Here is a 20,613-nt window from a genome sequence, read left to right as displayed (position 1 = left end):
CGTGCTCCCGCGGTCGGTGATCCTTTGCGGTATTCCCGGCCAAGTCTGCCCCAGGGCACCGACACGTCAAGCGCGGTGCCCGTTCCGTGACCGTACGCGCAAGAAGCGTCGCGGAAGCGTTACCGCCCAGGTACGAGGGGCGGACACAATTTGCACGCCGGTACCCGGTGCGGGTTTCATGGCCGGTCCCATCTCGGACCGGCGTCTCACGCGGAGGCTGTAGCGTGGCCGACGGAGACCGTAACAACCACCGCGCGTACTCCGACAGTGCGGACAGAGAACGACGGCGAGGACCGATGGCACAGCAGCAGCGCGCTCAGGGCCCGTCCGACCCCGAGGCGGCTGGCGGCGGTACGTCAGATGCGCCGGAGTCGTGGGGCAACGGCGGGCTCGTCGGCGACGGCCGGTACCGGCTCACCGGCAGGCTCGGCAGGGGCGGCATGGCCGAGGTGTTCGCGGCCGAGGACGTGCGGCTCGGCCGTACCGTCGCCGTCAAGCTCCTGAGGGCCGATCTGGCCGAGGACCCGGTCGCCAAGGCGCGCTTCACCCGTGAGGCGCAGTCGGTCGCCGGCCTGAACCACCACGCGGTGGTCGCGGTCTACGACTCCGGCGAGGACGTGGTCGGCCACCAGACCGTCCCCTACATCGTCATGGAGCTCGTCGAGGGCCGCACGATCCGCGACCTGCTGCTCAACGCGGAGGCCCCCGGCCCCGAGCAGGCGCTGATCATCGTCTCCGGTGTCCTGGAGGCCCTCGCCTACTCGCACCAGCACGGCATCGTGCACCGCGACATCAAGCCCGCGAACGTCATCATCACCAACAACGGCGCGGTGAAGGTGATGGACTTCGGCATCGCGCGGGCCCTGCACGGCGCCCAGTCGACGATGACCCAGACCGGCATGGTCATGGGCACGCCGCAGTACCTCTCCCCGGAGCAGGCGCTCGGCAAGGCGGTCGACCACCGCTCGGACCTGTACGCGACCGGCTGCCTCCTGTACGAACTGCTCGCGCTGCGGCCGCCCTTCACCGGCGAGACCCCGCTGTCGGTGGTCTACCAGCACGTCCAGGACATCCCGGTGCCGCCGTCCAACGTGTCGGACGGGGCCCCGCCGGAGCTGGACGGCCTGGTGATGCGCTCGCTCGCGAAGGAGCCCGACGACCGGTTCCAGACCGCCGAGGAGATGCGCGGCCTGGTCCAGTACGCGCTGCAGATGCTGTACGACCAGGGTAGCCACACGGGCACCTGGAACACCGGGCCCGTGGAGATGCACGAGGGCCTGCACACCCCGGCGGCCGGTTTCGCCGGCACGGCCGCGCTGCCGCACCCGGGCGACTCGGGCACCGCGCAGATCCCGCAGCCGATCCTGCCGGGCGGGTACGGCGGCGGGGACGACGGCGGCTTCGAGGGCCACGGCAACAAGGGCAGCGGCCGCGGCAGGCTGCTGATCCTGGCCGTCCTGGCGATCATCGCCGTCGCGGCGGGCGTCGCGCTGGCGCTGAACAACACCGGTGACAGTGGTGGAGGCGGCGGCGACGTCAAGAAGTCGCCCACGGCCACGAAGTCCGCGGAGGACGAGAAGGCCAGCGAGTCCCCCTCGGAGGACACGACGGACGAAGGGACCTCGGAGGACAACACCGGCACCGGATCGGGCTCGGAGTGGTCGCCCTCGTACGAGGAGTCCTCCGGCACGTCGTACGGAGGCGGGAGCGGGGGCGGACAGCAGACGTCCGAGGCGCCGCAGAACCCGGCTCCGTCCGCCACGCAGTCGCAGCCGACCGAGGAGGATCCCACCGATCCGGGGGACGACTCCGGAACCTCGGGCACGGGCTCCGGCGGCGGCAGTGGCAGCGATGGCGGCAGTGGCAGTGGCAGCGGTAGCGGCAGCGGCGGCACCGATACCGGTGGCACTACCACCACCACCGGCGGTGACGCGGGCGGCGACGCCGGCTCCGGGGGCTGACCCGGACCCCGCCCCACAGGAACACCCCGCACGCGCGCGTAGGGACCCGGGAAGGGGCCTCACGCGCGCGTGCTGCTGTATCCGGGCGCGTCCGGCGCGCTCCCGGCCGCCCGGCCGGCGGCCGTCACGACCGCCCGTGCCGCTCCGCGCCGTCCTCCGCCCCCTCCGTCAGGTGCACGGTGACGATGGCCGGATCGATGCGCAGGTAGACGGGCTCGTACGGCGCGCCGTCCACGCGCCGCGGGGCCGGGCCGAAGCGGTGCAGCTGGTCCGGGGTCGGCTCGACGGGCTCGCACAGGCCGACGAGCTGGACGGACCACAGGGCGTCCGCGGGCGCGGCGGAGTTCAGGTTGTCCGCCCCGTAGGCGACCACGCTGCCGGCGCACGCCGTGGGGTGGCCGCCGCCCTTGTGCATGCGCAGCAGGAGCCGGCGGCCGTCGACGATGTGGCGGGCCGCCGCCAGGAAGGGCAGGGCGCGCATGCTGGACGCGACCCGGCCGTGGTCCACGCGGCGGAGCAGGTAGGCGGCGAGCCGTCGGTCGTCGGTGGGCATGCCCCTCACTGTGCGTCACCTACGAGGTGGGCGGTAAGGGCCGGCTGCCCCCTGGATCCGGGACCTTCGTCCCGGGTTCCGGGCCCGATGGGGGCCGCCGGTCACGGTGGGTCACCGGCGCTGCTGCTCCGCCTGCACGCGGGCCACGAACGCGGCGGCCTGGGAGCGGCGCTCCATGCCGAGCTTGGCCAGCAGGCTCGACACGTAGTTCTTGATCGTCTTCTCGGCCAGGTGCAGCCGCTCGCCGATCGCGCGGTTGGTGAGCCCTTCGCCGATCAGGTCGAGGATGCGGTGCTCCTGCTCGGTGAGGCGGGCGAGCCGCTCGTCGGTGCGCGGCGCGCCCCCGCCGCGCAGCCGCTCCAGGACGCGCGCGGTGGCCACGGGGTCGAGCAGCGACCTGCCGGCCGCGACGTCGCGGACCGCGGAGAGCAGTTCGTCGCCGCGGATCGCCTTCAGGACGTAGCCGGAGGCGCCCGCCATGATCGCGTCGAAGAGGGCCTCGTCGTCGGCGTACGAGGTGAGCATGAGGCAGTTGACGCCCTCGTCGCGGGAGCGGATCTCGCGGCACACCTCGACGCCGCTGCCGTCGGGCAGGCGCACGTCGAGGACGGCGACGTCGGGCCGGGCCGCGGGGATCCGCGCCAGCGCGTCGGCCGCGGTCCCGGCCTCGCCCACCACCTCGATGTCGTCCTCGCCGGCGAGGAGCTCGTGCACGCCGCGGCGCACGACCTCGTGGTCGTCGAGCAGGAAAACGGTAATACGCCCCTTATCGCCCACGCCGTCAGTCTCACACATGATCACGTGTGACGCGTCCGATGTGCCCCGTTGTGCCCGCTGCCGCTGATCGGTGGAGAACCCTTCCCGCACCCGGGGTGACCGGGATAACGTGCCGGTGTTCCGGCCCCCTGCCAGGCCGCGACCAGTGCCGTGACCAGCGGCTGCTCCGACGATGTGCGACCGCCTTGGGACTCCTGGTGGAATTACTTGGAAATCCAAGGAAAATCGCAGGTCAGGAGGGTTTCACGAAAGTGTGGAGCACTGGGTAACGTGCTTGTTGCAGGGCGCTCGCCGGGGCACCTGTCACGCCTGCTCCCGGTCGAGTCGCACCCACCCCGTGCGCGGGTACCGGAGGCGGGCGGACCTCCCCCAGGCCCCGAGAAGGGCTGGGAGGTATCCCCAGGCCACCCGGCAACCCCGGGGGCCGGACCGACGGAGGAGCACACGTGACCGTGGAGAGCACTGCCGCGCGCAAGCCGCGACGCGGCGGCGGTACGAAGCGCGCGAGCGCCAGGAAGGCCCCCGCGAGGAAGAGCGGCGAGCCCGAGCTGGTCCAGCTGCTGACGCCCGAGGGCGAGCGCGTCCCGCACGCCGAGTACGACGCCTATGTCGACGGCATCACCCCCGAGGAGCTGCGCGGGCTCTACCGCGACATGGTGCTCACCCGCCGCTTCGACGCCGAGGCCACCGCCCTGCAGCGCCAGGGCGAGCTGGGCCTGTGGGCGTCGCTGCTCGGCCAGGAGGCCGCCCAGATCGGCTCGGGCCGGGCCACCCGCGAGGACGACTACGTCTTCCCGACCTACCGCGAGCACGGCGTCGCCTGGTGCCGCGGGGTCGACCCGACCAACCTGCTCGGCATGTTCCGCGGCGTGAACAACGGCGGCTGGGACCCCAACGGCAACAACTTCCACCTCTACACGATCGTCATCGGCTCGCAGACGCTGCACGCCACCGGCTACGCCATGGGCGTCGCCAAGGACGGCGCGGACTCCGCCGTGATCGCGTACTTCGGCGACGGCGCCTCCAGCCAGGGCGACGTCAACGAGTCCTTCACCTTCGCCGCGGTCTACAACGCGCCCGTGGTGTTCTTCTGCCAGAACAACCAGTGGGCGATCTCCGAGCCCACCGAGAAGCAGACCCGCGTCCCGCTCTACCAGCGCGCGCAGGGGTTCGGCTTCCCCGGCGTCCGCGTCGACGGCAACGACGTCCTCGCCTGCCTCGCGGTCACCAAGTGGGCCCTGGAGCGGGCCCGGCGGGGCGAGGGCCCCACGCTGGTGGAGGCCTTCACGTACCGCATGGGCGCGCACACCACCTCCGACGACCCGTCGAAGTACCGGGCCGACGAGGAGCGCGTGGCCTGGGAGGCGAAGGACCCGATCCTGCGCCTGCGCACCCACCTGACCGCCGCCGGCCACGCCGACGAGGCGTTCTTCGCGGAACTGGAGACGGAGAGCGAGGCGCTGGGCAGGCGGGTGCGCGAGGTGGTGCGGGCGATGCCGGACCCGGACCGCTTCGCCATCTTCGAGAACGCGTACGCGGACGGGCACGCGCTCGTCGACGAGGAGCGGGCCCAGTTCGCCGCCTACCAGGCGTCGTTCGTGGACGAAGGCGAGGGCGAGTAGCGATGGCGGCAGAGAAGATGGCGCTGGCCAAGGCGATCAACGAATCGCTGCGCAAGGCCCTGGAGACCGACCCCAAGGTCTTGATCATGGGCGAGGACGTCGGCAAGCTGGGCGGCGTCTTCCGCGTCACCGACGGGCTCCAGAAGGACTTCGGCGAGGACCGGGTGATCGACACCCCGCTCGCCGAGTCCGGCATCGTCGGCACGGCGATCGGCCTCGCGCTGCGCGGCTACCGCCCGGTGGTGGAGATCCAGTTCGACGGCTTCGTCTTCCCGGCGTACGACCAGATCGTCACGCAGCTGGCGAAGATGCACGCCCGCTCGCTCGGCAAGATCAAGCTGCCGGTCGTCGTCCGCATCCCCTACGGCGGCGGCATCGGCGCGGTCGAGCACCACTCGGAGTCCCCGGAGGCGCTGTTCGCGCACGTCGCGGGCCTGAAGGTGGTCTCCCCCTCGAACGCCTCGGACGCCTACTGGATGATGCAGCAGGCCATCCAGAGCGACGACCCGGTGATCTTCTTCGAGCCCAAGCGGCGCTACTGGGACAAGGGCGAGGTCAGCACCGAGGCCATCCCGGACCCGCTGCACGGCGCCCGCGTGGTGCGCGAGGGCACGGACCTGACGCTCGTCGCGTACGGGCCGATGGTGAAGGTCTGCCTGGAGGCCGCGGCGGCCGCCCAGGAGGAGGGCCGCTCCCTGGAGGTCGTCGACCTGCGCTCCATGTCGCCGATCGACTTCGACACCGTGCAGTCCTCGGTGGAGCGGACCCGCCGCCTGGTCGTGGTGCACGAGGCCCCGGTGTTCCTGGGCACGGGCGCGGAGATCGCCGCCCGGATCACCGAGCGGTGCTTCTACCACCTGGAGGCGCCCGTGCTGCGGGTCGGCGGCTACCACGCCCCGTACCCGCCGGCGCGCCTGGAGGAGGAGTACCTGCCGGGCCTGGACCGGGTGCTCGACGCCGTCGACCGCTCGCTGGCGTACTGAGGAGAGGGCGTGACGACGATGACAGAGGCGTCCGTGCGCGAGTTCAAGATGCCCGACGTGGGCGAGGGACTCACCGAGGCCGAGATCCTCAAGTGGTACGTGCAGCCGGGCGACGCCGTGACCGACGGCCAGGCGGTGTGCGAGGTCGAGACCGCCAAGGCCGCGGTCGAGCTGCCCATCCCCTACGACGGCGTGGTGCGCGAGCTGCGCTTCCCCGAGGGCACGACGGTCGACGTCGGGCAGGTGATCATCACGGTGGACGCGGCCGGCGGTGCGCCCGCCGCGCCCGAGGTCCCGGCGGCGCCCGCGCAGGAGGCGCCCGCACCGGCGCCCGAGGCCCCCGAGCAGCCCGAGCCGCAGGGCCGCCAGCCCGTGCTCGTGGGCTACGGGGTGTCCCAGAGCTCCACGAAGCGCCGCCCCCGCAAGGGGACCGAGGCCGCGGCGAGGCAGGCCGCGGCCGCCGTCCAGAACGAGCTGAACGGCCACGCCTCCCCGGCGGCGGCCCGCCCGCTGGCCAAGCCGCCGGTGCGCAAGCTCGCCAAGGACCTCGGCGTCGACCTCGCCACGGTCGTCCCGTCCGGCCCGGACGGGATCATCACGCGCGAGGACGTGCACGCCGCGGCGGCCCCGGCGCCCGCCCCGGAGCCGGCGGTGACCGGGCGTCCCGCCCCGGCCGCCGTGCCGGCGGCGTCCGTGGTGCCGGCTCCGGCCCCCGCCGTCTCCCACGACGGCGCCCGCGAGACCCGCGTTCCGGTCAAGGGCGTGCGCAAGGCGACGGCCGCCGCGATGGTGGGCTCGGCCTTCACCGCGCCGCACGTCACGGAGTTCGTCACCGTCGACGTGACGCGCACGATGAAGCTGGTCGAGGAGCTGAAGCAGGACAAGGACATGCAGGGGCTGCGGGTCAACCCGCTGCTGCTGATCTCCAAGGCCCTGCTGGTCGCGATCAGGCGCAATCCGGAGATCAACGCGTCCTGGGACGAGGCGAACCAGGAGATCGTGGTCAAGCACTACGTGAACCTGGGCATCGCGGCGGCCACCCCGCGCGGCCTGATCGTGCCGAACATCAAGGACGCCCACGCCAAGACCCTGCCCCAGCTGGCCGAGGCGCTCGGCGAACTGGTCGCCACGGCCCGCGAGGGGAGGACCTCCCCGGCGGCCATGCAGGGCGGCACGGTGACGATCACGAACGTCGGCGTCTTCGGCGTCGACACCGGCACGCCGATCCTCAACCCGGGCGAGTCCGCGATCCTCGCGGTCGGCGCGATCAAGCCCCAGCCGTGGGTCCACAAGGGCAAGGTCAAGCCGCGCCAGGTGACCACCCTCGCGCTCTCCTTCGACCACCGCCTGGTCGACGGCGAGCTGGGCTCGAAGGTGCTGGCCGACGTGGCGGCGGTCCTGGAGCAGCCGAAGCGGCTGATCACCTGGGCATAGCGCCCGGGACGGCGCTCAGGGGCTCCACGGGCGTCCCGTACGCGTGCGTACGGCGAGGGGGCCGGTCCGCAGTCCGCGGGCCGGCCCCCTCGCGCGTGCTCCGGGGGCCGTGCCGCCACGGCCCCCGCATGGCTGCTTGCGCGGCTACTTCTTGAAGCCGTAGTCCATCAGCTTCTTCGCGTCGGACGTGCGGTTGGCCGTCGACGTGGACGCCAGGACCGTGCCGATGACGGTCTTTCCGCTGCGGGTCGCGGCGAACACCAGGCAGTACTTCGCCTCCGGGCCCGAGCCGGTCTTCACGCCGATGGCGCCGCTGTAGGTGCCGAGCAGGGTGTTGGTGTTCGACCAGTTCATGTAGCGGTAGCCGCCGCTCTTGGTCGTCACCTTCTGCTTGGTCGACTTGGTCTTCACGACGGTGCGGAAGGTCGACGACTTCATCGCGCTGCTGGCCAGCTTGGTCAGGTCGCGCGGCGTCGAGTAGTTCGAGCCGTTGCCGATGCCGTCGAAGGAATCGAAGTGCGTGTTCTTCAGGCCGAGGCTCTTCGCGGTGCTGTTCATCTTGCCGATGAACGACTTCACGCGCGCGGCCCGCGTCGAGCCGCTGCCGAACTTGTCCGCGAGCGCGTACGCGGCGTCGCAGCCGGAGGGCAGCATCAGACCGTACAGCAGCTGGCGGACGGTCACCTTGTCGCCGACGATCAGCCGGGCCGACGAGGCGTTCTTGGACACTATGTAGTCGCTGTACGCCTTCTGGATCGTGACCTTGGCGTCGAGGTTCAGCTTCGGCTGGGACAGCACCACCTTCGCCGTCATGATCTTGGTGGTCGAGCCGGTGGAGCGGCGGGTGTCGGCCGCCTTGGTGTAGAGGGTCTTGCCCGTGCCGTTGTTCATCACGAAGCCGCCCTTGGCGGTGATCGTGGGCGTGGTGAGGGCCTGTGCGGGAGCCGCGAAGGCACCGGCCGCGAGCACGGCGCCGGAGGTGACGGCGGCCACGGCGGCGGCACGGCGAAGGCGGAAGCCCTTGATGCCGTTTATCAAGTCGAATACCCCGATTGTGTCGAATGCCCCTTGGAAAGCGGCCACTTGGGAAAACCGCTCTGTCGTGAGACACGTAGGTAGCGCAGAAGGATGTGCGCTTCGAGATGCGGAGTGTAAAGGAACGTTTGTTCAGGGCGTCCGCATCCTGGACGGGCCCCGGGGTTGCGTACGTGTTGTATCTATGATGTGCACATGTCTTCAGCTCCGTCCCCCGCCACCGCGCCCGACCAACGGAACGTCAAGCAACCGCCCGCCGCCGACCGCGTCTACACGCACGTCAAACAAGGTGTCCTGGAGCGCCGCTACGAGGGCGGCACGCTGCTGACCGAAGGCGAGCTGGCCGAGGCCGTGGGGGTCTCGCGCACCCCGGTCCGCGAGGCACTGCTCCGCCTGGAGGCGGAGGGGCTGATCAGGCTCTACCCCAAGAAGGGCGCCCTGGTCCTGCCCGTCTCCGCGCAGGAGATCGCCGACGTCGTCGAGACCCGGCAGCTGGTCGAGGAGCACGCCGCCCGCAAGGCGGTCCCGGCCCCGCCCGGCCTGATCGAGCGCCTCACCGAGCTGCTGGAGAAGCAGAAGACGCAGGCCGCCGCCGGCGACTTCGCCGGGGCCGCCGTCACCGACCGCTGCTTCCACGCCGAGATCGTGCGCAGCGGCGGCAACGAGATCCTCTCCCGCCTCTACGACCAGCTGCGCGACCGCCAGCTGCGGATGGGCGTCGCCGTGATGCACTCCCACCCCGACCGGATCGCCAAGACCCTCGCCGAGCACGAGGAGATCCTGCGGGCGCTGAGCTCGGGCGACTCCGAGGCGGCGGTCGACATCGTGCACCGGCACGTCAGCTGGTTCTCCCACCTGGCCCGGGGCGAGGTGCGATGAGCTCCTCGTCGTCCCCCTCGCCCTCGTCCTCGTCCTCTTCGCCCTCCTCCGGGACCGGCGCCCCGCACGGCGACCCGCCCGGCGGCCGCCGGGCGGTCCTCGTGTGGGGCGTCGGCGTCGCCGTCTACTTCGTCGCGGTCGTCTTCCGCACCTCGCTCGGCGTGGCCGGCCTGGACGCGGTCGACCGCTTCCACGTCAACGCCTCCGCCCTGTCGACCTTCTCGATCCTCCAGCTCCTGGTCTACGCGGGCATGCAGATCCCCGTAGGTCTGCTGGTCGACCGGCTCGGCACCAAGAAGGTGCTGGCCATCGGCGCCCTGCTGTTCACCGCGGGCCAGCTGGGCTTCGCCTTCTCGCCCTCGTACGGCACGGCGCTGGCCTCGCGCGCGCTGCTCGGCTGCGGCGACGCGATGACCTTCATCAGCGTGCTACGGCTGGGCACGCGCTGGTTCCCGGCCCGCCGCGGCCCGCTGGTCGGGCAGCTCGCCGGCCTGGTCGGCATGGCGGGCAACCTGGTCTCGACGCTCGTCCTGGCCCGGCTGCTGCACGGGGTGGGCTGGACCGCGGCGTTCGCGGGCAGCGCGCTCCTCGGCGTCGTCGCCCTCGTCCTGATGCTGCTGCTGCTCAAGGACCACCCCGAGGGGTACGAGCCGGAGCCGCTGCCGCACCAGGGGGCCGCCTACGTGCGGCGGCAGATCGCGCGGTCCTGGCGGGAGCCCGGCACCCGGCTCGGGCTGTGGGTGCACTTCACCACCCAGTTCCCGGCGATGGTGTTCCTGCTGCTGTGGGGGCTGCCGTTCCTCGTCGAGGCGCAGGGCCTGTCCCGCGCCGAGGCCGGCGAGCTGCTCACGCTGGTGGTGCTGTCGAACATGGCGATCGGCCTGGTCTACGGGCAGATCATCGCCCGGCGCCACACGGCGCGGCTGCCGCTCGCCCTGGGCACGGTGGGCTCGACGGCGCTCCTGTGGGCGGCGACGCTCGCCTGGCCCGGCGACCACGCGCCCGTCTGGCTGCTGATCGTGCTGTGCGTCGTGCTCGGCGCCTGCGGACCCGCCTCGATGATCGGCTTCGACTTCGCCCGCCCGGCCAACCCGCCGGAGCGCCAGGGCACGGCCTCCGGCATCACGAACATGGGCGGCTTCGTCGCCTCGATGACGACGCTCTTCGCGATCGGCGTCCTGCTGGACGCCACCGGGGACGACTACCGCGTCGCGTTCTCCGCGGTGTTCGTGCTGCAGGCACTGGGCGTCGCGCAGATCCTGCGGCTGCGCGGAAGGGTGGCCCGCCGCGAGCGCGAGCGGCTGGTGGCCAGCCGGGTGGAGACGGTGCACGTGCCGGCGAAGTCGGCGTAAGGGCGGCGGTCACGGGTCGTGCCGGTGCGGGCCGTACCGGCACGACCCGAGCCGTACCGTCCGCGCGGGACGGAGGGTGCGGCCGGGCCGCGAACGTGTGGATGCGCGTCGGCGAAGCCCGGCGTGCGGAAGGGCGGCGGACGCCGAGCGCGCGGCACTCGCCGGTACGCCGGGCCGGTACCACGGGCACCGTCTCGTCCCCCGGTCCCACCGCGCTGCTCCGTCGCCGCCGCGGTGCCCCGCGCCGGCCGGTGCGCGACCGGCTCCGCCGGGGTCCGTCCCGCCTCCGCCCCGCCGCGACCGCCGGCCGGCACTCCACCTGATCCGCCGGACCCACGGACCCGCTGTCCCCGGTTCCCCCGGCGGCCGCGCCCCGGCCCGCGCCTACGGCGTGACGGTGAACGAGCGCAGGATCGCCGCCGTCAGGTCCGGGTCGCCCTCGGTCTTGATGCGGTCCGCCACGGCGTCGGCGCTCACCCGCCCGCAGGCCAGCCTGAAGTACGTCTCCCAGTCGAGCGTGAAGGCCGCGGCCGGACCGAGCGACGGAGTGCCGTCTATGGTCCCGCGCCCCTCGGCGTCGACGCGCACCGTGCGCAGGAACTCGACCGGCCCGTGCACGTCGAAGACCACCGCGGAGTTCGCGGGTGCGCCCGCCTTCTTGGCGACCACCTTCGGCAGCGCGGACAGCAGCATGTCCTTGGCGACGTGGGCGCCCGGCGAATCCAGGTTGCCCGGCCGGCCGAGGGCGGTCCGCAGGTCCTGCTCGTGCACCCACACGTCGAACGCCCGCATCCGCATGGCCTCTTCGAGCGTGATCTCCGTGCTCAGCGGGCCGCGCACCTTCGTGCCCGGGTCGCGCGACTCGTTCCGCAGCTGCCGGTTGCGGCGGATGATCGTGTACTCCAGCTCCGACGTCATCTCCGGCGCCGTGTGGTGGCGGCGCACGTCGACCTGCATCTCCATGTACCGCTGGTGCTCGTTCGTCACGTGGTACAGGTCCCGCGGCAGCGTGTGGATCGGCCGCGGGTCGCCCAGCATCTCGCAGTCCAGCCCGATGACGTGCGAGACGATGTCGCGGACGGACCAGCCCGGGCAGGGGGTCCGCCGGTTCCACTCGCCCTCCACGAGCGGCGACACCAGCTCGGATATCGCGTCCACGGAGTGCGTCCAGGCGTCGGCGTAGGTTTGAAGGCTGGGATGGAGACTCACGGGACCCCTCGGGCGGTTGGTGCGCGGGCATGGGTGTCTTGGACCGCTAAGTTACGCTGCTGCAAGGCACCCCGGCAGTGCTTTCGTGTGACGATCGTAGGCCCGTCCGCACGGGCCGAACGCCAGGACGGTGGTAGTGTGCGCGCCTCTCTTCTCCAGATCGCCGCGGACGAGGACGAACCGGTCGATTCACGGCGCCGGCGCGTGGCCGCGCTCGTCCGGGAGCAGGCCGGTGCGGACCTCGTCGTGCTGCCGGAGCTGTGGACGACGGGGGCGTTCGCGTACGAGTCCTTCGGGAGCGGGGCGGAGCCGCTGCGCGGTCCCACGTACGAGGTGATGGCCGAGGCCGCGCGCGACGCCGGGGTCTGGCTGCACGCGGGCTCGATCCCGGAGCGCGGCGACGCACCGGGCGGCGGCGAGGGCCCGCTCTACAACACTTCGCTCGTCTTCTCGCCCGACGGCGAACTGGCCGCCGCCTACCGGAAGATCCACCGGTTCGGCTTCGACAAGGGCGAGGCGGTGCTGATGGCCGCGGGCGCCGACCTGGTCACCGTACGGCTGCCGGAGACCACGATCGGCGTCGCGACCTGCTACGACCTGCGCTTCCCCGAACTGTTCCGGGGACTCGTCGACGCGGGCGCCGAGACCCTCGTCGTCCCGGCGGGCTGGCCCGAGCGCCGCCGCTCCCACTGGACGCTGCTCGCGCGGGCCCGCGCCGTGGAGAACCAGGCGTACGTCCTGGCCTGCGGCACGGCCGGGACGCACGCGGGAGTGCCGCAGGCCGGGCGCAGCATCGTGGTGGACCCCTGGGGCGAGGTCCTGGCGGAGGCCGCGGGCGCGGACGAGGAGGTCCTCACCGTCGAGTTCGACCCGGCGCGGGTGGCCAGGACGCGCGAGCAGTTCCCGGCCCTGAAGGACCGCGTACTGGGCCTGGACGCACCGCGCCGCCCGGAGCCCTCCCGCTCCTGACACCGCGCGGACGGCACGCCTCGCGGCGCGCCGGTGGCACGGCTCGCCATGCGCCGCGGCGGTACGGCCAGCGACGCGGCCGAAGGCACGGTCCGGCGCTTTCCGAGCGGACCGGTACGCCCGGCCCCGCCGATGCGCCTCCGCAGGCCGGCCGCCGATCCGCCGGCCGGTCCGGTCCGCTGACGCGCTGGTCCGAAGGGCGGCCGCAGGCCCACCGGCCGTCGTCGGTCCACCGGCCGTCGCCGGTCCACCGGCCGTCGCCGGTCCACCGGCCGTCGCCGGTCCACCGGCAGCGGTCGGTCCGCCGCCGATCCGTCAGTCCCCCTCGCGCTCCTTCTCCGCCAGGTGGATGACGCACACCGCCACCGCGATCAGCAGGGCCGGGTCCGCGTCCTCCCGCACGATCTCGACGCCGTAGGTCTCGCGCACCCGCAGCCAGCGCCGCGAGATGTGCGCGAGCATCTCCCCGTCGTACTCGATCACGAACTCGCGGTCGAGGATCCTGCCGCTGACGTCCAGCTCGGTGCCGTCGGCGAGGGAGACCCGGTAGTGGTTGCGCAGCAGCGACAGCCGCTTGCGCCTGATGGTCGCCAGGGCCTCGCCCTCCCGCTCGATCACCATCGTGTCGCGCAGGGAGAGCATCTTCTCGTGGATGTCGATCAGGACCCGGCCGTGGGCGTCCTTCAGCTCGAAGGTGTCCCGCAGCCGCATCGCCTTGCCGTCGACGAGGAAGGCCTTGCGGCCCTGCTCGTCCTCGATCCAGTAGTCGTCGCCGATGCCGAGCAGCCGGTCCCGCACGAGGAATGTCATGCGGTTACCGCTTCCCCGGGAGCGGCCCCGGAACGCCGCCGGTAGGCCGAGGGGCTGAAGACCGGACGCGCGGCGGCCGGGCCCGCCGGCCGGCGGACCGGCTCCGGCACGGCTGTGGGCGGGCCCCGGCCGGGGCCCGCCCACAGGGGCGGTCACCGCCGGGGGATCAGCGGTAGCCCTCCGCGTCACGTCTCAGGTCCTGCACCTCCGGGTCGTCCATCGGCGAACGCCGGGGGGCCGGGCCGCTTCCGGGCGTGCCGCGCCTCTCCTCGGTGCCGGAGCGCCGGGAGGGGCGGTCCGCGCCCGGCTCCTCGACGTCCTCCTCGTCGAAGGCGATGCGGTCGAACCCGTCCTTGTCCTGCCGGTCCCTCGCGGGGTCGCGCGTGCCGGAGTCACCGGTGCGTGGTGCCATGGCTGGATGTCCTTTCTGGAACCCCCCTTCTCGCGATGTCGAGCATCCCCCCATCACGCGCGGTACGCATCCGGACCGTTTCCGCACACGCGGAGTCACGAGGTTTTCCACGGGCGCCGCGGGCCGGCGGCGCGGAGTGGCACCCTTGTCGCATGAACGACTCCACGCCCCGCCGGGCCCGTGTCCGCGCCCCCGAGCTGACCGGCAAGGGCGGCTGGCTCAACACCGGAGGCCGCCAGTACACCCTCGCCGACCTGCGCGGACGCATCGTGGTCCTGGACTTCTGGACCTTCTGCTGCATCAACTGCCTGCACGTCCTGGACGAGCTGCGGGAGCTGGAGGAGAAGCACCGCGACACGCTGGTGATCATCGGTGTGCACTCGCCGAAGTTCGTCCACGAGGCGGACCACCGCGCGGTCGTCGACGCGGTGGAGCGGTACGGGGTGGAGCACCCGGTCCTCGACGACCCCGAGCTCGCGACCTGGAAGCAGTACGCCGTGCGCGCCTGGCCCACGCTGGTCGTGATCGACCCCGAGGGGTACGTGGTCGCGCAGCACGCGGGCGAGGGGCACGCGCACGCCATCGAGCGGCTCGTGGCGGAGCTGGAGGCGGAGCACGCGGCGAAGGGCACGCTGCGCCGCGGCGACGGGCCGTACGTGCCGCCGGAGCCGGTCGCCACCGACCTGCGCTTCCCGGGCAAGGCCCTGCTGCTTCCGTCGGGGAACTTCCTGGTCAGCGACACCACCCGGCACCAGCTCGTGGAGCTGGCCGAGGACGCCGAGACGGTGGTCCGCCGCATCGGCTCGGGCACGCGCGGCTTCCACGACGGAGCGCCGGGGACCGCGAGCTTCAACGAGCCGCAGGGCCTCGCGCTGCTGGACGGCCCGCAGGGCACGGCGGTCGTCGTCGCCGACACCGTCAACCACGCGCTGCGCCGTCTGGACCTCGCCACGGGCGAGGTCACCACGCTCGCCGGGACCGGCCGCCAGTGGTGGCAGGGCTCCCCGACCTCCGGGCCCGCCCGGGAGACGGACCTGTCCTCGCCGTGGGACGTGGCGGTGTTCGGCGGGAAGGTGTGGATCGCCATGGCCGGCGTCCACCAGCTGTGGACGTACGACCCGGCGGAGGGGACCGTCGCCGTCGGGGCCGGCACGACGAACGAGGGGCTGGTGGACGGCCCGGCCGGGGAGGCGTGGTTCGCGCAGCCCTCGGGACTCGCGGTCTCGGCCGACGGGGAGCGCCTGTGGCTGGCCGACTCCGAGACCTCGGCCCTGCGCTGGGTGGACCTCGGCGGCGAGGTGCACACGGCCGTCGGCACGGGCCTGTTCGACTTCGGCCACCGCGACGGCGCCGCCGGCCAGGCGCTGCTGCAGCACCCGCTGGGCGTGACGGTGCTGCCCGACGGCTCGGTCGCCGTCAGCGACACCTACAACCACGCGCTGCGCCGCTACGACCCGGCCACCGGCCGGGTCACCACCCTGGCCACGGACCTGCGGGAGCCGTCGGACGCGGTGCTGGTCGGCGAGGACGTGGTGGTCGTGGAGTCCGCCCGCCACCGGCTGACCCGGCTGCGGCTCCCAAAGGAGGCGGTGCGGGTGGAGTCGACGGCCCACCGCAGCCGGCGGGAGGCGACGGAGGTGGCGCCGGGCGAGCTGCGCCTCGACGTGATCTTCCAGGCCCCGGCGGGTCAGAAGCTCGACACGCGCTACGGCCCGTCGACGCGGCTGCTGGTCTCCGCCACGCCCTCGGAGCTGCTGCTGTCCGGCGGCGGCGCGGGGACGGACCTGTACCGCGTCCTGACCCTGAACCCGCAGGTGGCGGAGGGTGTCCTGCACGTCTCCGCGATGGCGGCCTCGTGCGACGACGACCCGATGAACGAATATCCGGCCTGCCACGTGCACCAGCAGGACTGGGGTGTCCCGGTGCGCCTCGTCCCAGGAGCCGCCGACCGGCTGCCCCTGGTGCTGGCGGGACTGGACGCCTGACGCGAGGACCGCGGCGGTGCGTCCGGTCCGGTGGCGCTCCCGGCGCGGGGGTGCGTCCGGCCCCGGGCGCCCGTGCGCCGGACCCGGTCACCGGTGTGCCGGGCCCGGCGCACGGGGCGCCGGGTCCGGCGGGGTGAGGGGAGCAGGGACCCAGGGTCCCTCAGGCCCCGTACCCGCCGGTGTAGTTCGTGCCGTCGTGGCGCCGCTCCTCGACCACCGGGGTCGAGGGGGGCATCACCACGCGCCGGCGCCGGGCGATGCTGCTGAACGTCGCGACTCCGATGAGTCCGACGATCATGAAGATGACGCCGACCAGGTCGAGGTTGACCCCCTGCATGTCCCAGTCCGTCGCGAACGTGAGGATGGCCCCCACGGCGATGAGGATGATGCATCCGCCCAGGCCCATGACTCTGTCCTCCCTGCCCGGTTGCCGATGTTCCGGACCCCTTCCGGGTACCCGTGCCTCGTACAGCCATGCGGAGGCCGTCGCTCACGGCCCGCCATCAGCCGCGCGGACGACGGGATTTCAGTCGTCCAGGAAGGCGACCAGCGCGTTGGCCAGCAGGAACGGGTCGTCGGCCGCGCACAGTTCGCGCGCGCTGTGCATCGACAGGATGGCCACGCCGATGTCGACCGTCTTGATGCCGTGCCGCGCCGCGGTGATCGGGCCGATCGTGGTGCCGCACGGCATGGAGTTGATGCCGACGAAGGACTGGAAGGGCACGCCCGCCTTCTCGCACGCGGCGGTGAACACGGCACGCCCCGAACCGTCGGTGGCGTAGCGGTTGTTGACGTTCACCTTCAGGATCGGCCCCGCGCCGGCGCGCGGGTGGTGCGTCGGGTCGTGCCGCTCGGCGTAGTTGGGGTGGACGGCGTGCCCGGTGTCGGAGGAGAGGCAGACCGTGCCCGCGAAGGCACGCGCCCGGTCCTCGTACGTGCCGCCGCGCGCGAACACCGAGCGCTCCAGCACGCTGCCGAGCAGCGGCCCGTCCGCGCCCGTGTCCGACTGCGAGCCGGTCTCCTCGTGGTCGAACGCCGCGAGGACCGGGATGGACGACAGCTCCCCGCCGGCCGCGGCGACGGCGGCCAGGGCGGCGGTGCCGGCGTGCACGGACAGCAGGTTGTCCATGCGCGGCCCGGCGACGAGCTCGCGGTCGCGGCCCAGGTAGGCGGGCGGCTCGACGGAGTGGGTCATCAGGTCCCAGCCGGTGACCTCGCCGGCGTCCAGGCCCGCCTCCTCCTCCAGGAAGCGGATCAGGTCCCCGTCGCGCACGTCGTCGCCCAGGCCCCAGACCGGCTGCAGGTGGCGCTGCTTGTCGAGCTTGAGCCCCTCGGTGGAGACGGAGCGGTCGAGGTGGACGGCGAGCTGGGGCACGCGCAGCAGCGGCCGGTCGACGTTCACCAGGCGGCTGCCGCCGCCTCTGAGCGTCAGCCGTCCGGCGATGCCGAGGTCGCGGTCCAGCCAGGAGTTCAGCAGCGGACCGCCGTAGATCTCGACGGCCACCTGCCGCCAGCCATGGGCTCCGCTGTCGGGGCGCGGCTTCACCCGCAGGTTGGGGGAGTCGGTGTGGGCCCCGACGATCCGGAACGGCGTGTGGGGCTCGGCGCCCTCGGGCACGTACCAGGCCACGATGGCGCCGCCGCGCAGCACGTACTTCCCGCCGCTGGTGCCGTCCCAGGCGTCCGTCTCGGCCACCTGCCGGAAGCCGGCCTTCTCCAGCCGCTCCGCGGCGTTGGCCACCGCGTGGTACGGGGACGGGCTCGCCGCCAGGAAGGACATGAGGTCGTCGGTGTGGCCGCGGTCGAAGCGGGAGGGTGTGCGCATGGGTTCACCTTAACGACGCGCGAGGACCCGCTTCCCGGGATCGGGAGCGGGCCCTCGTAAGGGGTTCGTGGAGACGGGGGCCGCCCGGAGGGACGGGATCCGGTGGGGTCCGGAGCCCGTGCCGGGACGGTCCGCGAGGCCGCCGCCCGGTGTCCGGAGGGCGGCCCCGCGCGGCCGGGGCCGGACTAGAACGCGGCCTCGTCCAGCTCCATCAGGCCGAGGTCGACGTTCTCGGCGAGCTTGCGGGCGCCGGTGACGCCCGGCAGGACGTTGGCGGCGAAGAACTTCGCGGCCGCGATCTTGCCGGTGTAGAAGGGCCTGTCCTTGCCGGAGGCCGTCTGGAGCTTCTCGGCGGCCACGGCGGCGCCGCGCAGCAGCAGGTAGCCGACGACCACGTCGCCGGAGGCCATCAGCAGGCGGGTGGTGTTCAGGCCCACCTTGTAGATGTTCTTGACGTCCTGCTCGGTGGCCGCGAGGTCGGTCAGCATCAGGCCGACGATGGCCTCCAGCTCCACGGCCGCCTTGGCGAGCTGCTCGCGCGCGCCGGCCAGCTCCTCGCCGCCGGTGCCGAGCGCCAGGAACTTCTTGATGTCCTCGGCGAGCGAGTTCAGCGCGGCGCCCTGGTTGCGGACGATCTTCCGGAAGAAGAAGTCCTGGCCCTGGATCGCGGTGGTGCCCTCGTAGAGGGTGTCGATCTTGGCGTCGCGGATGTACTGCTCGATCGGGTACTCCTGCAGGAAGCCGGAGCCGCCGAAGGTCTGCAGCGACTGGGCGAGCTGCTCGTAGCCCTTCTCGGAGCCGTAGCCCTTCACGATCGGCAGGAGCAGGTCGTTGAGGGCCTCCAGGGCGGAGACGTCCTCGCCGGCCGCCTGCTTGACGGCGATCTCGTCCTGGACGGCCGCGGTGTGCAGCACCAGGGCGCGCATGCCCTCCGCGTACGCCTTCTGCGTCATCAGCGAGCGGCGCACGTCCGGGTGGTGGGTGATGGTGACCTTGGGCGCGGTCTTGTCCATGAAGTTCTTCAGGTCGGGACCCTGGACGCGCTCCTTGGCGTACTCCAGGGCGTTCAGGTAGCCCGTGGAGAGCGTGGAGATCGCCTTCGTGCCGACCATCATGCGGGCGAACTCGATGATGCGGAACATCTGGCGGATGCCGTCGTGCTTGTCGCCGATCAGCCAGCCCTTGGCGGGGTGGCGGTCGCCGAAGGTCATCTCGCAGGTGTTGGAGGCCTTCAGGCCCATCTTGTGCTCGACGTTGGTGGCGTACACGCCGTTGCGCTCGCCCAGCTCACCGGTCTCGAGGTCGAAGAGGTACTTCGGGACGAGGAAGAGGGACAGGCCCTTGGTGCCGGGGCCGGCACCCTCGGGGCGGGCGAGGACGTAGTGGAGGATGTTCTCCTCCATGTCGTGCTCGCCGGAGGTGATGAACCGCTTCACGCCCTCGATGTGCCAGGAGCCGTCCTCCTGCTGCACCGCCTTGGTGCGGCCCGCGCCCACGTCGGAGCCGGCGTCCGGCTCGGTGAGGACCATGGTGGAGCCCCAGGTCCTCTCGACCGCGATCTCGGCGATCTTCTTCTGGACCTCGTTGCCCTCCTCGAAGAGGATGCGGGCGAACGCCGGGCCGGAGGAGTACATCCACACGGCCGGGTTCGCGCCGAGGACCAGCTCGGCGTAGGCCCAGATCAGGGACGGCGGGGCGGTGGTGCCGCCGATCTCCTCGGGCAGGCCGAGCCGCCAGTACTCGGAGTCCATGAAGGCCTTGTAGCTCTTCTTGAAGCTCTCCGGGACCGGCGCGGTGTTCGTCTCGGGATCGAAGACCGGCGGGTTGCGGTCGGCGTCCGCGAAGGACTCGGCCAGCTCGTTCTCCGAGAGGCGGGTCAGCTCCTCCAGGACGGTCCTGGCGGTGTCGGTGTCCATCTCCGCGAACGGGCCGGTGCCGTACAGCTTGTCGCGCCCGAGCACCTCGAAGAGGTTGAACTCGATGTCGCGGAGATTCGACTTGTAGTGCCCCATGGCGACGGCTCCGTTAGGGATCGGCGAGGCGGTGGTTCCTCGCTAACTGGTTCGCATACCAACAAGTAGCTCCGATGATGCTACCCGTCGGTAATAAGAATCAACCCCGGTCCGCCAAGTGTGAGCAGGGTCTACGTCCGCCCGCGACCGGAGAGGGCCGCCACCGCCCGTGCGACCTCGGGCAACGTCTTCCGGCAGGTGCCCGTGCGACACGGGGGGCGCCTTCCGCCGGGCGTCCGCGCGCTTCCTGCGGACGTCCGTGCGGCGTCCGCCTCCCCCGTGTCCCTCGGTACTCTTGGCCCATGTACGGCTACGACCAGAACGTGGGACACGGGCAGCAGTACACGCAGCCCCAGCCGCCTCCGCAGCAGCAGATGCCCGGCGGGTACGGCCAGCAGCCGCCGCTGTACCCCGAGCCGTCGCCGCCGTCGCTCGCGGACGCCGTGCGCGCGTTCACCACGGGGTCGATGTCGGCCGAGGACTTCCAGCAGGTCTTCGCCACGTCCAAGGTCTACTGCCCGCGCGGTGACAACCCCGGGTTCCTGGCGCTGCACAACACCCAGCAGCCCGTGATCCCCATGTTCACCACGCTCAAGGAGCTGCGCCGGTACGCCGGCAAGGAGTCCAAGTACTTCGTGATCACCGGCGCCGAGGTGATCGACCTGCTGCCCACCGGCTACGGCTTCGTCCTGGACATGGAGGGCGAGCACCGCATCGTCTTCGACGCCAAGGCCGTGGAGCAGATGGTCGACTTCGCCATGCGCCGCATGTACGGCTGAGCCTGCCCCGCGCCAG

The 20,613-nt window shown here is 72.4% G+C and carries 18 protein-coding genes; 9 read left to right on the top strand and 9 right to left on the bottom strand.

Features of this window, described 5'->3' with window-relative positions:
• Positions 1-296 precede the first annotated feature (296 nt).
• Positions 297-1,961 carry a protein kinase domain-containing protein gene (locus tag IE271_RS26410; protein ID WP_190192935.1) on the top strand — a complete coding sequence of 555 codons (1,665 nt, stop codon included), beginning with the start codon at positions 297-299 and terminating at the stop codon, positions 1,959-1,961.
• 124 nt (positions 1,962-2,085) lie between these two features.
• Here the strand turns inward: IE271_RS26410 and IE271_RS26405 are convergent, their stop codons facing one another.
• Together IE271_RS26405 and IE271_RS26400 are read right to left on the bottom strand one after the other, a co-directional pair.
• Positions 2,086-2,514 carry a pyridoxamine 5'-phosphate oxidase family protein gene (locus IE271_RS26405; protein WP_190192934.1) on the bottom strand — a complete coding sequence of 143 codons (429 nt, stop codon included), beginning with the start codon at positions 2,512-2,514 and terminating at the stop codon, positions 2,086-2,088.
• 111 nt (positions 2,515-2,625) lie between these two features.
• Positions 2,626-3,309 (bottom strand): response regulator, encoded by a 684-nt coding sequence (locus tag IE271_RS26400; protein ID WP_190192933.1) that lies wholly within the window; start codon positions 3,307-3,309, stop codon positions 2,626-2,628.
• Between the two features lie 428 nt (positions 3,310-3,737).
• On the opposite strand from IE271_RS26400, the gene pdhA reads away from it, so the two are divergent.
• Genes pdhA through IE271_RS26385 form a run of 3 tightly spaced genes read left to right on the top strand, consistent with a single transcriptional unit; the run spans position 3,738 to position 7,330 of the window.
• Entirely contained in the window at positions 3,738-4,913 is a 1,176-nt protein-coding gene (pdhA, locus tag IE271_RS26395) for a pyruvate dehydrogenase (acetyl-transferring) E1 component subunit alpha (RefSeq protein WP_190192932.1), read from the top strand.
• 2 nt (positions 4,914-4,915) lie between these two features.
• Positions 4,916-5,896, top strand: coding sequence for an alpha-ketoacid dehydrogenase subunit beta (locus IE271_RS26390; protein WP_190192931.1), 981 nt, complete (start codon positions 4,916-4,918; stop codon positions 5,894-5,896).
• Between the two features lie 9 nt (positions 5,897-5,905).
• Entirely contained in the window at positions 5,906-7,330 is a 1,425-nt protein-coding gene (locus IE271_RS26385) for a dihydrolipoamide acetyltransferase family protein (protein ID WP_190192930.1), read from the top strand.
• Positions 7,331-7,474: 144 nt separating this feature from the next.
• Here the strand turns inward: IE271_RS26385 and IE271_RS26380 are convergent, their stop codons facing one another.
• Entirely contained in the window at positions 7,475-8,368 is an 894-nt protein-coding gene (locus tag IE271_RS26380; protein ID WP_190192929.1) for a D-alanyl-D-alanine carboxypeptidase family protein, read from the bottom strand.
• A gap of 192 nt (positions 8,369-8,560) precedes the next feature.
• Here IE271_RS26380 and IE271_RS26375 point away from each other — a divergent pair, with 192 nt between their 5' ends.
• Together IE271_RS26375 and IE271_RS26370 are read left to right on the top strand one after the other, a co-directional pair.
• Positions 8,561-9,244 carry a GntR family transcriptional regulator gene (locus IE271_RS26375; RefSeq protein ID WP_190192928.1) on the top strand — a complete coding sequence of 228 codons (684 nt, stop codon included), beginning with the start codon at positions 8,561-8,563 and terminating at the stop codon, positions 9,242-9,244.
• Positions 9,241-10,596: an MFS transporter gene (locus tag IE271_RS26370; RefSeq protein ID WP_190192927.1), complete on the top strand. Its 1,356-nt coding sequence runs from the start codon at positions 9,241-9,243 to the stop codon at positions 10,594-10,596. Before IE271_RS26375 ends, IE271_RS26370 begins: the two co-directional genes overlap by 4 nt.
• Before the next feature lie 384 nt (positions 10,597-10,980).
• On the opposite strand, the gene IE271_RS26365 is transcribed toward IE271_RS26370, so the two are convergent.
• Positions 10,981-11,805, bottom strand: coding sequence for a maleylpyruvate isomerase family mycothiol-dependent enzyme (locus IE271_RS26365; protein ID WP_190192926.1), 825 nt, complete (start codon positions 11,803-11,805; stop codon positions 10,981-10,983).
• 138 nt (positions 11,806-11,943) lie between these two features.
• On the opposite strand from IE271_RS26365, the gene IE271_RS26360 reads away from it, so the two are divergent.
• Entirely contained in the window at positions 11,944-12,774 is an 831-nt protein-coding gene (locus IE271_RS26360) for a carbon-nitrogen family hydrolase (protein ID WP_190192925.1), read from the top strand.
• Positions 12,775-13,089: 315 nt separating this feature from the next.
• On the opposite strand, the gene IE271_RS26355 is transcribed toward IE271_RS26360, so the two are convergent.
• On the bottom strand, positions 13,090-13,584 hold the full coding sequence (locus IE271_RS26355; protein ID WP_190192924.1) for an LURP-one-related/scramblase family protein: 495 nt from the start codon (positions 13,582-13,584) through the stop codon (positions 13,090-13,092).
• A gap of 166 nt (positions 13,585-13,750) precedes the next feature.
• Positions 13,751-13,996 carry a hypothetical protein gene (locus tag IE271_RS26350; RefSeq protein WP_190192923.1) on the bottom strand — a complete coding sequence of 82 codons (246 nt, stop codon included), beginning with the start codon at positions 13,994-13,996 and terminating at the stop codon, positions 13,751-13,753.
• 152 nt (positions 13,997-14,148) lie between these two features.
• Here IE271_RS26350 and IE271_RS26345 point away from each other — a divergent pair, with 152 nt between their 5' ends.
• Positions 14,149-15,981, top strand: a complete 1,833-nt coding sequence (locus tag IE271_RS26345; RefSeq protein ID WP_190192922.1) for a thioredoxin-like domain-containing protein — start codon at positions 14,149-14,151, stop codon at positions 15,979-15,981.
• A 160-nt stretch (positions 15,982-16,141) separates the two neighbouring features.
• Here IE271_RS26345 and IE271_RS26340 read toward each other — a convergent pair whose 3' ends face one another.
• From IE271_RS26340 to IE271_RS26330, 3 genes are all read right to left on the bottom strand, one after another.
• Complete coding sequence (locus tag IE271_RS26340) at positions 16,142-16,387, bottom strand: DUF6458 family protein (RefSeq protein ID WP_190192921.1); 246 nt, start codon at positions 16,385-16,387, stop codon at positions 16,142-16,144.
• 120 nt (positions 16,388-16,507) lie between these two features.
• Positions 16,508-17,806, bottom strand: a complete 1,299-nt coding sequence (locus IE271_RS26335) for a M18 family aminopeptidase (protein ID WP_190192920.1) — start codon at positions 17,804-17,806, stop codon at positions 16,508-16,510.
• A gap of 185 nt (positions 17,807-17,991) precedes the next feature.
• On the bottom strand, positions 17,992-19,818 hold the full coding sequence (locus IE271_RS26330) for an acyl-CoA dehydrogenase (RefSeq protein WP_190192919.1): 1,827 nt from the start codon (positions 19,816-19,818) through the stop codon (positions 17,992-17,994).
• Between the two features lie 302 nt (positions 19,819-20,120).
• Between IE271_RS26330 and IE271_RS26325 the strand changes: the two genes are divergently transcribed.
• Positions 20,121-20,597 (top strand): SseB family protein, encoded by a 477-nt coding sequence (locus IE271_RS26325; RefSeq protein ID WP_190192918.1) that lies wholly within the window; start codon positions 20,121-20,123, stop codon positions 20,595-20,597.
• Positions 20,598-20,613: the final 16 nt, after the last annotated feature.

This window comes from Streptomyces minutiscleroticus (assembly GCF_014650875.1).
GTDB lineage: Bacteria > Actinomycetota > Actinomycetes > Streptomycetales > Streptomycetaceae > Streptomyces > Streptomyces minutiscleroticus.
This window is presented reverse-complemented; position numbering and strand designations above follow the sequence as displayed.